The 13957-nt window shown below is 73.8% G+C and carries 10 protein-coding genes; 2 read left to right on the forward strand and 8 right to left on the reverse strand.

What is annotated here, in order from left to right; genetic code table 11:
* Positions 1-4: 4 nt before the first annotated feature.
* The 3 genes from AB0C33_RS34850 to AB0C33_RS34860 are packed head-to-tail and all read right to left on the reverse strand — an operon-like array spanning position 5 to position 2765.
* Positions 5-1657: a GMC family oxidoreductase N-terminal domain-containing protein gene (locus AB0C33_RS34850; RefSeq protein ID WP_358295121.1), complete on the reverse strand. Its 1653-nt coding sequence runs from the start codon at positions 1655-1657 to the stop codon at positions 5-7.
* Positions 1654-2214 carry a DUF5987 family protein gene (locus AB0C33_RS34855; RefSeq protein WP_352330936.1) on the reverse strand — a complete coding sequence of 187 codons (561 nt, stop codon included), beginning with the start codon at positions 2212-2214 and terminating at the stop codon, positions 1654-1656. Before AB0C33_RS34855 ends, AB0C33_RS34850 begins: the two co-directional genes overlap by 4 nt.
* A 14-nt stretch (positions 2215-2228) precedes the next feature.
* Complete coding sequence (locus AB0C33_RS34860) at positions 2229-2765, reverse strand: sigma-70 family RNA polymerase sigma factor (protein WP_358295124.1); 537 nt, start codon at positions 2763-2765, stop codon at positions 2229-2231.
* Positions 2766-2975: 210 nt separating this feature from the next.
* On the opposite strand from AB0C33_RS34860, the gene AB0C33_RS34865 reads away from it, so the two are divergent.
* Positions 2976-3827: a metallophosphoesterase gene (locus AB0C33_RS34865; RefSeq protein WP_358295127.1), complete on the forward strand. Its 852-nt coding sequence runs from the start codon at positions 2976-2978 to the stop codon at positions 3825-3827.
* Between the two features lie 216 nt (positions 3828-4043).
* Positions 4044-4799: an AraC family transcriptional regulator gene (locus tag AB0C33_RS34870; protein WP_358295129.1), complete on the forward strand. Its 756-nt coding sequence runs from the start codon at positions 4044-4046 to the stop codon at positions 4797-4799.
* 69 nt (positions 4800-4868) lie between these two features.
* On the opposite strand, the gene AB0C33_RS34875 is transcribed toward AB0C33_RS34870, so the two are convergent.
* From AB0C33_RS34875 to AB0C33_RS34895, 5 genes are read right to left on the reverse strand one after another with little or no spacing between them, the layout of a single operon-like run.
* Complete coding sequence (locus AB0C33_RS34875) at positions 4869-6239, reverse strand: cytochrome P450 (RefSeq protein WP_358295132.1); 1371 nt, start codon at positions 6237-6239, stop codon at positions 4869-4871.
* Positions 6236-6775: a flavin reductase family protein gene (locus AB0C33_RS34880; protein ID WP_352329447.1), complete on the reverse strand. Its 540-nt coding sequence runs from the start codon at positions 6773-6775 to the stop codon at positions 6236-6238. Before AB0C33_RS34880 ends, AB0C33_RS34875 begins: the two co-directional genes overlap by 4 nt.
* A gap of 22 nt (positions 6776-6797) precedes the next feature.
* Complete coding sequence (locus tag AB0C33_RS34885) at positions 6798-7226, reverse strand: acyl-CoA thioesterase (protein WP_352329445.1); 429 nt, start codon at positions 7224-7226, stop codon at positions 6798-6800.
* 3 nt (positions 7227-7229) lie between these two features.
* On the reverse strand, positions 7230-12989 hold the full coding sequence (locus AB0C33_RS34890; protein ID WP_358295134.1) for an SDR family NAD(P)-dependent oxidoreductase: 5760 nt from the start codon (positions 12987-12989) through the stop codon (positions 7230-7232).
* On the reverse strand, positions 12986-13957 hold the full coding sequence (locus AB0C33_RS34895; protein WP_358295137.1) for an enediyne biosynthesis protein: 972 nt from the start codon (positions 13955-13957) through the stop codon (positions 12986-12988). Before AB0C33_RS34895 ends, AB0C33_RS34890 begins: the two co-directional genes overlap by 4 nt.

A 13957-nucleotide genomic window follows, 5' to 3' on the forward strand; every position in this document is an offset into this window, starting at 1 on the left:
CGCCCTAACCGCGCAGCGCGGCGGCGGCCAGCGACGCGGTGGCCCGGCGGCCGGCGGTGGAGCCGTCCGGGGCGGGCGCGCCGTAGGAGACCTGCACGCCCCGCTCCCGCGCGGCCCTGACGATCCCCGGCACGGCCCGCTCGGCCAGCGCGGAGATGGTCATCGCCGGGTTGACGGTCAGCGCGCCCGGCACGGCCGAGCCGTCCGTGACGAAGATCCCCGGGTGCCCGCGCAGCTCGTGCCCGTCGTCCAGCGCCGAGGTGTACGGGTCGTCGCCGATCCGGCACGAGGCCAGCGGATGCACCGTGTACGCGCCGACCAGGTCGTTCGTCCACGGCGTCACCGTGGCCAGCCCGTCGCGCTCCAGGATCTCCTTGCACTCGGCGTCGGCCATCGCCCAGGCGGCCGAGGTGTTCGCGGTGGGCTTGTACGACAGCCGGCCGACGCCCAGCATCTGCTGGGACACCCGGTCGGCGTTGCCGCGAACGGGCGGCGGCCCGAAGACGCCCTCGTTGTCGTCCTCGATCATCTGGAAGATGATCAGCCAGGACCGCCAGCGTTCCAGCATCTCCTTCTTGCGCAGCCCGAACCACGCCGGGTCGGTGCCGCCGGCCAGCGCGAGGATGGTGCCCAGGCCGGGCGGGAAGTAGAGCTGCTCCAGCGAGTAGCGGGTGTACTCGGGCAGCGAGCCGTCCAGCCGGTCCCAGTTGGCCACCGTCGGGCCCTTGCCGATCTGGTTGGCCGCGTACGCCAGGCCGTCGCCGCGCTCCAGGCCCAGCACTTCGCGCACGCGCTCCTCGTTCAGCACGGCGGTGTTGAGCCGCTCGCCGTTGCCGGAGAAGTAGCGGCCCACGGCGTGCGGCATCGCGCCGAGCGCGGCCTCGCTGCGCTGCAGGATGACCGGCGTGGCGGCGGCGCCGGCGGCGAGGACCACCACCTTGGCCTCGATGGTCCCCTCGCCCTCGGTCAGGCGGTAGTCCTCGCCATGGACGATCTTGTAGTGCACCCGGTAGGAGCCGTCGGGCGTGCGCTCGATGCTCTGCACCTCGTGCAGCGGCCGGATCCGGGCGCCGTGGGCGAGCGCCGCCGGCAGGTAGTTGACCAGCAGCGACTGCTTGGCGTCGAACCGGCAGCCGGCCATCATCCAGTTGCAGTTGACGCAGGATCCGGTGTCCACGGCCGCGGGCACGGGGTTGGCGGTGCGGCCCGCGTGCCGGCAGGCCGCCGCCCACAGGCCGCCGGAGTAGGAGACGTCCTCCCAGCCCTGCTGGGTGATGGAGATCGACTCGGCGACCCGGTCGTACCAGGGGTCGAGGGTGTCGCGGCTGATCGCGGCCGGCCACATGCGGCGCTTGATGCTGCCGCGGCGCTCGAAGACGAAGCGCGGCGCGCGCGGCATGGCCGCGAAGTAGACCACGCTGCCGCCGCCCACGCAGTTGCCGCCCAGCACGCTCATGCCGTCGCCGACGGTGAAGTCGAAGATGCGGGTGTAGGACGAGCCCAGCTTGAAGTCGTGCTCGTAGTCGGCCGACTCCAGCCACGGGCCGCGCTCCAGCATGACCACGTCGGCGCCGCCGGCGGCCAGGTGGTAGGCGGGGATCGCGCCGCCGAAGCCGCTGCCGATCACCAGCACGTCGGTGCGTTCGACGCCGTTCATGCGGGGCTCCCTGAAGCTGTCGTGTCCGGGTGGAGGTCGGCGAGGGGACGGCCGTAGGAGTAGGCGGGGAATCGCCAGAGCCCGTCCGCGTCCGGCGGGGCGATGCCCATGGCGGTCAGGCCGGGATGCCCGGCCCTGATGGCGTCGGCGGTGTGCAGGTGGGCGGCGGAGTCGTAGGCCATATAGCAGAACAGCACCAGCAGCACCCACAGCGCCTTCTCCGGGTGGCCGGGCGCGGTCAGCGTGCGCACCAGCGCGCCGCGCTCCTCGAACGGCAGGGCCACGAACGCCGGCACGCCCTCCTCCAGCACGATGCCGTGCTGGTCGGCGTGGGCGCGGGCGTGCTCGTTCAGCGAGCGGGCGTAGTCGTCCAGGCCCTCGGTGACGCCGGTGGCGTCCCATTCCAGCAGCTCGACGGCGCCGGCCGCGACCGCGCCGCCCGTCGGGCTCATGCCCGCCACCGCCCGGTCGTCCGGACCGCGCTTGGGGCCGGGCACGATGGTGTCCGCGAGCGCCTCCAGCGTCTCCACCCTCGTCTCGTAGAGCAGTGGACCCATGGGTACTCCCTCGTTCAGGTCGGCTTTCGGTCGGTACGGTCGGCGGCGTCGGCGGGGTCGGTGCGCGCCAGCGCGGCCCGCAGGGTGCTCAGCGCCCTGACGGTCTGGCTGCGGACCGTGGAGGACTCGTTGCCCATGACCCGGGCCGTGTCCTCGGCGCTGCGCCCCTCCCAGAACCGGAAGAAGATCGTCGCCCGCTGCCGCGGCCCGAGCCTGGCCAGCGCGCCCATCAGCACGATGCGCTCGCCCACCAGGTCGTAGGGGTCCAGCGCCGCGGCCGCGTCGGGCGGCGCGCCGCTGAGCACCTCCCGCGACCAGCGCAGCGACCTGCGGTCGCTGATGAGCAGCCGCCGCATGATCTGCCGTGCGTACGCCTCGGCGCGGTCGCGCCGGTCGAGGCCGTCCCAGTGCCGGTGCAGCGCCAGCAGGGTGCGCTGGACGAGGTCGTCGGCCTCGTGCCAGTCGTCGGAGAGCCGGAAGGCCACCCGGCGCAGCATGGGCCTGGCCTCCCGCGCGAAATCAGCGAATTCCTGCCCCCGTACATCGGCCATCACCCTCACCCCCGGAACACGGCCGTGCAATTTCCGCTTTCTTCGGCATGCTCAGAATTGAATGCGCGGTGCGCCGCAACAACCCCTAACGGACGCCCCCGCGCCCTTATCCACAAAGGCGCCGCCGCCACCCCCTATTCGCCCTTGTGGGACCCCTGTTTTTCGCGCCGTACGCTGCCCGGCCCGTTCTCGCGCGCATACGCTCGCGGCGTGAGCGCCTCCGGTGCGGCATTACTGGCGATCAGCGACCTCCATGTCGGATTTCCCGAGAACTGGGCGGCCGTCGAGGAGCTGCGCCCGCGCACCGAGGACGACTGGCTGCTGGTGGCGGGGGACGTCGCCGAGCGGCTGGACGCCTTCGAGCGCACGCTCGGCCTGCTCGCCGAGCGCTTCGCCAAGGTGGTGTGGGCCCCGGGCAACCACGAGCTGTGGACCACGCCCGGCGACCCCGGCCTGCGCGGCGAGGAGCGCTACCGGCGCCTGGTGCAGATCTGCCGGCGTCTCGGCGTGCTCACGCCCGAGGACCCGTACGCGGTCTGGACGGGGGAGGGCGGCCCGGCGGCCGTCGTCCCGCTGTTCCTGCTGTACGACTACAGCTTCCGCCCGCCCGGCACCACCCGGGAGCAGGCGCTCGGCCTGGCCCGCGAACAGGGGGTGGTGTGCAGGGACGAGTTCCTGCTGCATCCCGAGCCCTATCCCAGCAGGCAGGCGTGGTGCCGGGCCCGGGTGCGCGAGAGCGAGCTGCGGCTGGACGCGCTCGACCCGGCCCTGCCCACGGTCCTGGTCAACCACTTCCCGCTGCTGCGCGCCCCCACCCGCGTGCTGCGGCACCAGGCGCTGGCGCAGTGGTGCGGCACCGAGCAGACGGCCGACTGGCACCTGCGCTTCCGCGCCGCCGCGGTCGTCTACGGCCACCTGCACATCCCGGGCACGAGCTGGCACGACGGGGTGCGCTTCGAGGAGGTCTCGCTCGGCTACCCGCACGAGCGGCGGCCGCACCACCGCGACGGCCGGGTGCTCAGGCAGCTGCTGCCGGCCCCCCGCCGCGAATGGGCCCTATAAATCGCATTCTCAGAGAAATTGCCGAGATTTCCGAAGATTTCCGAAAAAGGGCGATTTGTTATGCAGCGTACTGCGCGCCCGAGAGCGTGTACCAGGTGGCAACCGAAAGGCAATGCATCCGGAGCGCCGAGGAATCGTCGCGCCCCCCGGGAATTCTCCGGCCGGAGAATCGACGGGGGACGCGCGCCCGAGGGCTTCCGGGTTCCGGGAGACCATATGGACGACGTCATCGAACGAGCGGTCCTGCGGGTCATCGAGAGCATGCAGGAGAACCACGGCGAGCAGCTCACCATTGACGACATGGCGCGGACCGCGATGTTCAGCAAGTTCCACTTCTCGCGCGTCTTCCAGCGCGTGACCGGGCTGTCCCCTGGACGGTTCCTGTCCGCGGTGCGGCTGCGCGAGGCCAAACGCCTGCTCGTGTCCACCTCGCTCAGCATCACGCACATCAGCCACCAGGTCGGCTACTCCAGCGTGGGCACCTTCAGCTCGCGTTTCACCCACAGCGTGGGCCTGTCGCCGAGCAGGTACCGGCAGTTCCTGAGCGTCACGGCGGCGGACCTGGCCGGCGGCGAGCGCGCGTTCGGCGGCCCGGCGGCGACCCTGCACGGCGTCGTGACCTCGCCGCTGGCCGACCGGCCGGTGTTCGCCGGCGTGTTCCCCGGCCAGATCCTGGAGGGCAGACCGGCGAGCTTCACCCTGATCGACCGGCCCGGCCCGTACGTGCTGGAGAACGTGCCCAAGGGCAGCTGGTACCTGATCGCCCAGTCCGTGGCCGAGTTCCGCGAGGACGCCGTGCACCACCCGCCCCAGGGTGACGCCGCGACGTGCATCGCGCGGATCGGGCCGATCGAGGTGGGCGGCGGCGGCAGCGAGCGCGCCGACCTGCGGCTGCGTCCCATGAACGCGCTCGACCCGCCCGTCCTGCTCGCCCTGCGCGACCTGCTGGCCTGGACCGACACCCACACCTGACAGGAAGGGGCGGCACGTGCGGAAGGGCCCGCGGACGACGTCCGCGGGCCCTTGCGTGACCTGCGGTCTCTAGGCCGGGCTCACCGTCATCGGCAAGCCGCCGCGCACCCGCAGCGACAACATGGCCTCCGGCACCGCCCGCCGGCCGGGCAGCCCGGTCAGCCGCAGCTCCCGGGTGACCATCGCCAGCACGAACGTGGCCTCCATCATCCCCAGGTGGTTGCCCACGCAGAAGCGCGGGCCCGCGCCGAAGGGGATGTAGGCGTACCGCGGCCGGTCGGCGGGCGCGCCCGGCTCGAACCGCTCGGGACGGAACGCGTCCGGCTCCCGCCAGTACGCCGGATGCCGGTGCAGCGTGTACGGGCTGACGAGCACGTCCGCCCCCGCCGGGACCCGGTACCCGCCCACCTCGTCGTCCTCCCGCGCCACCCGGGTCAGCGCCCACACCGGCGGGTACAGCCGCATGACCTCCTCCAGCACCGCCGCCGTGTAGGTCAGCCTGCGCAGGTCCTCGTACACCGGCGGCCGGTCGCCCAGCACGGAGACGGCCTCCGCCCGCACCCGCTCGCGCACCTCCGGATGCCGGTCCAGCAGGTGGAAGGCCCACGACAGGGTGCTGGCGGTGGTCTCGTGCCCGGCCAGCAGCACCGTGACCAGCTCCTCGCGCAGGCGCTGCCGGGCGGCCCGCGGGTCCTTCCGCAGCCCGGTGGACTCGATCAGCAGGGACAGCAGGTCGCCGCCGCCGGTCGGGTTCGCCAGCCGCTCGGCCACCAGCAGGTCCACGACCCGGTACAACTCCCGCCGGGACCGGCGGAACCGCAGGTGCAGCGGCAGCGGCAGCCACAACGGCACCATGGCCAGCGTCACCATCTCGAACATGGCCTGGTCCTGGACGCCCTCGAAGGCGTGCCCGACCGAGCCGTGCGCGCCGAGGTCGGCGTCGAGCAGGGTGCGGCCGAGCACCCCGAGCGCCAGGCCGGTCATCTCCCCGGCCACGTCCACGGGCCCGCCGCCCACCCGGGCCCGCAGCCGTTCGACCAGGCGGCCGGCCTCCTCGGCCAGCACGGTGTCCTGCTGGGCCAGCCGCTTGTTCTGGAACAGCGGCTGGATGGTCCTGCGCTGCTGCCGCCACCGCTCGCCGTCGCTGGTCAGCAGCCCGTCGCCGATCACCCGCCGGGCCTCGGCCAGGCCGATGCCCTTGCGGTAGTTGCCGCTGTTGTCGGCCAGGACGTGCTTGGCGTGGTCGGGATGGTTGAACAGGTAGATGCTCTTCGGGCCGATCGTCATGCGCACCGCGTCGCCGTACCGGGCGGTCGCCTTCGACAGCAGCGCGAGCCGGTCGCCGACCAGCCGCCGGTACAGGACGGGCGCCGCCCAGGGCGGCGGGCCGGGCGGCACGCGGCCGCCCAGCGCCACCGGGCGGGTGCCCAGTGTGGTCACGCCGACACCCCCTGAAGGGCGGGGGAGGTCTCGCCGAAACGGCCCCGGTAGACCAGCAGGCCGTCGCAGTCGTCCCGCCGGCTCAGGGACAGCACCTCGCCGACGAAGATCGTGTGATCGCCGCCGTCGTAGGCGCGCCAGACCCGGCACTCGAAGCGGGCCGCCGCGCCCGCGATGAGCGGCACCCCGGTGACCTCGCCCGGCGTCACCTCGACGTCGGCGAACTGGGCCAGGCCGAGCGGCCGGTAGCGGTCGGCGAAGTGCCGCGCCTCGGCCTCCTGGTGCCCGGCCAGCACCGACACCCCGAACGACGTGGCCGCGGTGATGCACTGGTGCATCACCGCGCCCTTGCCGACGCACACCAGCAGCAGCGGCGGGTCGAGCGAGACCGAGGTGAAGGAGTTGGCCGTCATGGCGTGCGGGACCTCGCCGCCGGTGGTGATCACGGTGACGCCGGTGGCGAACGCCCCGAACGCGTCGCGCAGCGCCTTGGCGTCCGCGACCTGCGGCGCCGGGGCCGATGAGTGGAGTTGCACGGTGACCTCCTGGGTCCGGGTTCTAGGCCAGGTACGGTTCGAGCGCCCTGACCAGGGGCTCGGGGACCCTCGCCGGCGCGGTCTTGGTGTTCGGCCCCCGCATGCAGGCCACCCGCTGCCTGCCGCGGGCGACGAGGACCTCGGGCGCGCCCGGGGTGACCCGGACGTAGTCGAAGCCGAACTCGATCTGCGTCTGCGCCAGCTCGATCAGGCGCATCCGGATGGACAGCTGGTCGAAGGCCGTGATCTCCGCGAAGAACTCGCAGTCGACCTTGAGGGTGAACAGCTTGAGGTCGTCCTGCAGGTCGGCGAGCACGTCCCGGGCCCGTTCCATGAGGAACATCTCCCGGCAGCGTCCCTGCCAGCGCAGGTAGTTGACGTAGTAGACGTTGCCGACGAGGTTGGTCTCCTCGAAGCCGACCGTGTGCAGGTACTCGTAGTAGGTGCCCATGGGCTAGGACCGCCCTTCGGTGAGGATCGCGACGACGACGGGGTCGGGCAGGCCGTGCACCCGGGTGGCGAGCGTGGCCACGGCCGCGCCGCCGCCGGTCAGGACCACCCATCCGTCGGCCGCGGCCCGGGTGACCGCGAGCGGCGCGTCCGTGCCCGCCGCCGTGCCCGCCGCCGTGCCCGCTGCCGTTCCGGCGGTGCGCAGGCAGGCGAGTGCGGCGCGGGCGCGGGCGCGGGCGGTGTCCGCGTCCTCCCCGGAGGCCGCGGCGATCTCGCCGGCGAGCGTGTGCCGCCCGTCGTCCCGGTCGCCCGGGTCGCCGGACCCGGCGGGGGTGACGGGCTCGACGGCGCAGGACAGCGGCCCTGGGGCGGCCACGCACACCGTCAGTCCCGGCACGTGCGCCGACACCGTCCGCACACCCTCCGCTGTGCCCGCCGCTGTGACCGCCGCCGTGACCGCCGCCGTGCCCGCCGTGCCGAGCCGGGCCACGGCCAGGTCGCCGGCGCCCTCGCCCGGCTCCACGACGACCGCGACCCGCGCGCCCGTCAGGTCCTCCAGCGTGCGCTCCAGGTACGGGCCGAGCAGCGGCGCCGCCCACGGACCGGCCCCGCCCTTCTTCCGCACGGCCTGCAACCGCAGCCCCTCCCAGCGTTCGACGACCTCGCCGTCCTTCGTCCGGACCGCGACGTCGTAGACGTAGGCGTCGCCGTCCCTGGACCGCTCGGAGGCGCAGTAGCGCACCTCGTCCGCGCCGGACAGCGCGGCCCCGGCCGGGTGCACGCGTTCGATGCCGGTCGGCAGCAAGGTGGCGTCGGGCACGCACACCTGGTTGCCGTGCATCAGCGCGTCCCGCATGCCGGGGTCGCCCAGGAGCAGGTCCGGCGGGAGGAACCCGGCGAACCAGTCGCACTCCTGCGCCACCTGGAGGTCGGCGTCCACCTCGCGGGCCGCGGCCCGGTGGTAGCGGCGCAGCCGCTGGAAACGCCTGCCCTGGAAGAGCACCTCGCCGTAGAGCTGGGTGTCGGGGTCCAGCGCGACCGGCGGCAGCTCGTCGCCGGACTGCTCGGGCGGACCGGCGGGCGGGGCGCCGGCGTCCAGGCGCAGCACGGCCGTGAAGTGGTCGACGTCGAAGCCGGTCTCCTGGCTGCGGATGGCGACCGCGACCGTGTCGTGCCCGGTGACCGTCGCCGCCACCCGGAGCGTGGTGCTCCCGTCGGGCGGCACGATGATCGGCCGGACGAACTCCGCCTGCTCCACGACGGGCGCCCCGGGACGGCCGGTGGCCGCGTACGCCACCTGCGCCATGGCCTCCAGCCCGAACACCGCCGGGAACAGCAGGTTGCCGTCCAGCAGGTGATCGGCCAGGTACAGGTCGGTCCCGGCGTTCACCTCGACCTCGCTGACCAGCTCCACGCCGTGGTAGCGGACCAGCGGCGCGCCGACGAAGCGGAGCAGCGGCAGCTCCGGCTCCTCCCGGCGCACGGTGTGGATGCCCTCGGTGCGCCCGCTGATCACCACGACGCCGGGCGCGTCGGGGTCGCTCACCAGGCGGCGCATGATCTCCACGCCCCGGTCCACCGGGATCGGCGTGATGCCCTGCTCGACCAGCCGGTCCACGACCGACAGCCGCTCGCCCATGCCGACCTCGGACCAGACCGACCACTCCATGCAGATCGCCCGGCAGCCGGGGTGCCGCTCGCCCGCCTCGCGGGTCAGGTCGGCCAGCCACTCGTTGGCGGTGGCGTAGTGGCCCTCGCCGTGCAGGCCCGCCCGGCCGATGATGCTGCCGAACGTCACCAGCAGCCGCAGCCGTCCGGGCTCGACCGCCTCCAGCACGTTGCGCAGGCCGTCCACCTTGGGGGCGAACGTGCGGCGGAAGGCGTCCATGTCCAGCCCGGCGATGCCCTCGGGCTCGTTGCGCCCGGCGCCGTGCAGGACGGCGGTCACCGGCCCGAGCGCCTGCTCGGCCGCGGCCACGGCCGCCCGCACCTGGGCGGCGTCGGTGACGTCGGCCCTGGCGTAGTGGACGGTGAGCCCGGTCGCGGCCATGCGCCGCAGGTTCGCGGCCAGCTCCTCGTCCTGGGCGGGGTCGGAGCGGCCGAGCACGGCCACCTTCGCCCCACCCGCCATGGCCATGGCGCACTCGGCCGTGATGCCCTTGCCGCCGCCGGTCACCAGGAGCACGTCGGAGCCGGTCAGCGGCTCCTCCGCCCGCTCCTGCCGGTACGGCAGCGCCCGCAGCGTCGGTACCCGCCGCACGCCGGCGGCGTCGTAGTGCACCTCGCAGAAGGCCGTGGTGGCCGCCGCCTCCGCCGCTACCCAGGCGGCGGCCTGCGGCGCGTCCTGCGGCAGGTGCACGACCGTGGTGGGCAGGCCGCTCTCCAGGTGGAACGTCTTGGCCAGCCCCGCCGCGCCCCGGCCGTGCTGGACCAGGACGAACCGGGTGCCCGGCCCGCCGGCCAGCGCCGCCTTGGCGCCGAGCAGCGCCTGCTCCAGGTCGTCGGCCGCGCACCGCGCGGGTAGGCACACCAGGACACCGGAACCGATCTTCTCCCCTTCGAGTGCCTCGCGCAGCGGCCCCGCCAGGGGCGCGCCGGCGGGCGCGAACACCTGCCACGACCCCGCGCGCTCCTCGGCCGTCCGCCGGGGCCGCGGCTGCTCGTCCAGGTCCACGGCGAACGGGCGCACCCACGGCGCCGCGCCCGCCACGCCCCGGGCCGACTGCGCGCGCGGCTGCGCGGCCAGCCGGTCCAGGGCCTCGCCCAGCTCCTGGAGCGTCGCGGTGGCGACGTTGGCCGGCGCCATGCCCGCGGGCACGCCCAGATGCTGGGTGGCCTGGTCGATGATGTGCATGACGGTGACCGAGCTGAGGTGCAGCTCGTCCAGCGGCTTGCTGTCCTCGGTCACCATCTCCAGCGGCAGCTCGGCGCGTTCGGCGGCCAGCCGCCGCAGCAGCTCGACCGTGGACTCGCCGGGCTTCGCCGCCGTCCCGCCGTTCGCGCCGCCGTCCGGCTCGGCCGCCCGCTCCGCCGGCTGCGGGGCGGCCGCCTTGACGCGCACCTGCGGCGCCTGCTCGGCCGGGCTGGTGAAGAACGAGAACGCCGCGCCGATCTCCAGCGGCTTGACCAGCCGCCCGTGGAACAGCTCCTCGCAGGCGACGGGCACGCCCGCCACGTGCGCGGCGCCGGCCACGCCGAGCAGCCCGGCCAGCGACTCGCTGTCGGTGTCCAGCGCGACGGCCGGCACGTCGGTCAGCTCGGCCGCCAGCCTGCTGAGCACCCGGCCGGGGCCCACCTCGACCAGCAGGTCCGCGTCCGCGGCCACGGCGGCCAGCGCCTGGGCGAACAGCACGGGCGCGGTGATCTGCCGGTGCAGCAGCGCCGGGACGTCGGTCCCGGCGGCCAGGTCGTCCCCGGTGACGGTGGAGACGACCCGCCGGGCGACCGGCCCGAACCGCTCCTCCGCCAGGTAGCCGGCCAATGCCTCGGCCGCCGGGGCGACCAGCGGCGAGTGGAAGGCGTGCGAGACGTTCAGCCTGGTCCAGGTGAGCCCGGCGCGCTCGGCCCGGCGGCCGGCCTCCTCCACCGCCGCCACCGGCCCGGCGACGACGGTCTGGAGCGGCCCGTTGTACCCGGCGATCACCACCGGCAGGTCGCCCACCAGCGCCGGCACGGTCTCCGGCGCGGCCCGCACGCCGGCCATCGTGCCCGGCTCGCTGCGCTCCCGCATCGCCCGGCCGCGCTTGGTCGCCACGCGCAGCAGCGCGTCCTCGTCCATCGCGCCCGCCCAGTGCAGGGCCGACAGCTCGCCCAGGCTATGCCCGACGGCCGCGTCCGCCTCGATGCCGAGCAGCGACAGCGCGCGCAGGCCCGCCATCGAGCCGGTGACGATGCGCGGCTGGGCGACCTCGGTGGCCGCCATGTCGCCGTCGGTGGGCAGCGCCGCCGTGGCGTACACCTCGGCGACGTCGGCGAAGCGCCTGGCCAGCGCGCCGCCGTCGGTCCCGCGGCCCGAGCCCTGCCCGGGGAAGAGGAAGCCGATCCGCGGCCGTGCCGAGGCTCGGCCGAGGAACGCCTTGCCGTCGGGGGTGGACAGCGCGTTCTCGCCGGACTCCAGCGCCGTCAGCACGCGGGTGAGCTGCCGTACGGCGTCGTCGGGCGAGGAGACCACGACGGCCGCCCGGAACGGCAGGCCGCGCAGCCGCCCGCGCAGCGTGGCGGCCAGGTCGGCCAGCTGGCCGTAGGACACCTTGGGCACGAAGTCGAGCAGCTCCGACACCAGGCCGCGCAGCTCGTCCCAGGTGCCGCCGTCCAGCAGGAACAGCTCCGCGTCCTGGGACGCGGCGGCCAGCGCCTTGACCCGGCTGGACACCCGCCGCCGCGGGCCGGTGTTCTCCAGCACCACGTGCGTGTTGATGCCGCCGAAGCCCATGGCGGTCACCGCCGCGCGCAGCGGCGCGCCCTGCGGCCACGGCTCGGCCGTGCGCAGCACCCGCAGCGTGGCGCCCTCGTCGGTGAGCACCTGGTGCGGGTCGACGCATCCGATGGTCGGCGGCAGCACCTGCTCGTGCACGGCCATGGCCGCCTTGATCAGGCCCGCCACGCCCGCCGCCGCCTTGGTGTGGCCGATCATGCCCTTGATCGAGCCGACCGCGGCCGGCCGCGCGGCCGTGGCCCTGGCCCGCGACAGAGCCGTGAGCTCGGTCGCGTCGCCGAGCGCCGTGCCCGTCCCGTGGCCCTCGAACAGCTCGACGCTCTCGGGGCCGAACCCGGCCTTGTCGTACGCGCGGCGCATCGCGAGCAGGTAGCCGCTCACCTCCGGACGGGTGATCCCGCCCTTGCCGTCGGAGGAGACGCCCCAGCCGGCGATCGTGGCGTAGATCCGCCGCCCGGCGGCCAGCGCGTCCTCCTCGCGCATCAGCACGACGATGCCGCAGCCCTCGCCGGGCCAGAAGCCGTTGGAGTGCCGGTCGTAGAGGCGGAAGTCGCTCTTGGCCAGCGCGCCGGTCTTGGCGAACCCGATCACCTCGAACGGGTCGATGGACAGGTCCACGCCGCCCGCGACGGCCACGTCCACGTCGCGGTCGGCCAGCGCCTTGCCGGCCGTCACCACCGACAGCAGGGACGAGGAGCAGGCGCCGTCCACGGTGTAGCCGCCGCCGTTGAGGTCGAAGTGGTTGCAGATGCGCCCGGCGATCGTGTTGGACAGCCCGCCGGCCAGCGTGTCCTCGTCCACCGGCGGGAAGGGGCTCTTGTAGGCCACCTCGTAGTCGGCCAGGAACGCGGCCAGGCGCTCGTCGTCCCAGCCCTGCTCCTTCAGGGCCGCGGCCAGGGTGCGCCGCACGTACGGCCAGCGCAGCCGCAGCACGTTCGCGCGGGTGAACTCGCCGGTGAGCGTGTTGCCCACGACGACCCCGGTGCGCTCGCGCGGCAGCCCCTCGCCGCCGGCGAACCCGGCGTCGGCCAGGGCCCGGCCGGCCATGTCCAGGGCCAGCCAGTGGGCCAGGTCGGTCGACCGGTACGTACTACCGGCGATCTTGTGTGCCACCCGGTCGAAGGCGTAGCCCTCGATGACCGCGGCGGTCTTGGCGTAGAAGCGGTCCGGCGCTGCGGGATCGGGGTCCCAGTAGTCCTCCAGCCGCATGCGCTCGTCCGGGAGCCGGCGGAAGGCCCGGCGGCCGGCCACCGCGTTCTCCCACAGCTCCCGGGGAGAGGCGGCGTCCGGGTACCGGCAGGCCATGCCGACGATCGCGATCCTCGTCATGCCTTCGCGACCTCTTCCCGCGCGTGCTGCAGCGCCTGGGCGGCGGCTGCACTGACCCTGGCGGCGTCGAGCTCGCGCGCCTTGTTCACGATGTGCAGCGCCCACAGGAAGCCGCCGCGGATCAGGCAGACCGCCGCCGTGGCGAAGAAGATCCCGTACGGGATGTTCATCCCCATGAGCAGGCCGTACACCACGGCCACGCCGCCGCCGAAGGCGACCTGGGACAGCGGTCTGGACGGGCTCGTGCCCGGGTCGGTGATCATGTAGTTGGTGAACAGGATGAACGCCACCCCGGTCATCATCGACAGCCCGCCGAGGATGGAGATGTCGTCGATGATCAGCCCGCGGACCACGGCCTGGAGGGCGAAGACGCCCACCCATCCGCCGATCAGCCACATGCGGCCGGTCAGCTTCCCGTTGATCATGGTCCCGCCGATGATGATGATCCCCGGGATGATCCAGTCGATCGGGTTGTCGACGTTCTCCGTGAAGTGGTACGGCGGCGCGATGCTGGCCCACGGCAGCAGCAGCAGGATGATCGCGATGCCGAAGTTGGACGGGTTCATGAAGTGCCGCATCCGCCCGCGCACCGGCGCCTTGAGCACCCACTTGGCGCCCACCGCGACGGTCACGCCGAACATCATGACCAGCACCTGGTCGTTGACGTAGATCAGCATGTTGAGCGCGATGGAGGTGATGTGCGCGGGATAGAGGAACTCCATCAGCCCGCGCGGCCCGTTGCCGAGGAAGCGCGGCGCGCGGCCCTCCTGGCGGGCGCCGATCACCTCAAGGATGATCTCCACGGTGTAGCCGGTGGCCAGCGCCACGAACGGCCACGACCACGGCTGCTCGAAGCCCAGCACGGTGTAGCCGAGGATGTTGAAGATGGTGATCGAGATCGCGAACCGGCGCAGCGCCGTGATCACTTTGGGATCGTGACGTGGCGGGGTGATCGTCTTGTCGGCCAT

The sequence above is a fragment of the Nonomuraea sp. NPDC048881 genome (assembly GCF_040649795.1).
In the GTDB taxonomy this organism is placed as follows: domain Bacteria; phylum Actinomycetota; class Actinomycetes; order Streptosporangiales; family Streptosporangiaceae; genus Nonomuraea.

Bases quoted from the DNA above. Each gene is read 5' to 3' on its own strand.
- AB0C33_RS34860 (WP_358295124.1), bottom strand. From the start codon at position 2,765: ATGGCCGATGTACGGGGGCAGGAATTCGCTGATTTCGCGCGGGAGGCC.
- AB0C33_RS34885 (WP_352329445.1), bottom strand. From the start codon at position 7,226: ATGGGCACCTACTACGAGTACCTGCACACGGTCGGCTTCGAGGAGACC.
- AB0C33_RS34855 (WP_352330936.1), bottom strand. From the start codon at position 2,214: ATGGGTCCACTGCTCTACGAGACGAGGGTGGAGACGCTGGAGGCGCTC.
- AB0C33_RS34850 (WP_358295121.1), bottom strand. From the start codon at position 1,657: ATGAACGGCGTCGAACGCACCGACGTGCTGGTGATCGGCAGCGGCTTC.
- AB0C33_RS34895 (WP_358295137.1), bottom strand. From the start codon at position 13,957: ATGGCCGACAAGACGATCACCCCGCCACGTCACGATCCCAAAGTGATC.
- AB0C33_RS34870 (WP_358295129.1), top strand. From the start codon at position 4,044: ATGGACGACGTCATCGAACGAGCGGTCCTGCGGGTCATCGAGAGCATG.
- AB0C33_RS34890 (WP_358295134.1), bottom strand. From the start codon at position 12,989: ATGACGAGGATCGCGATCGTCGGCATGGCCTGCCGGTACCCGGACGCC.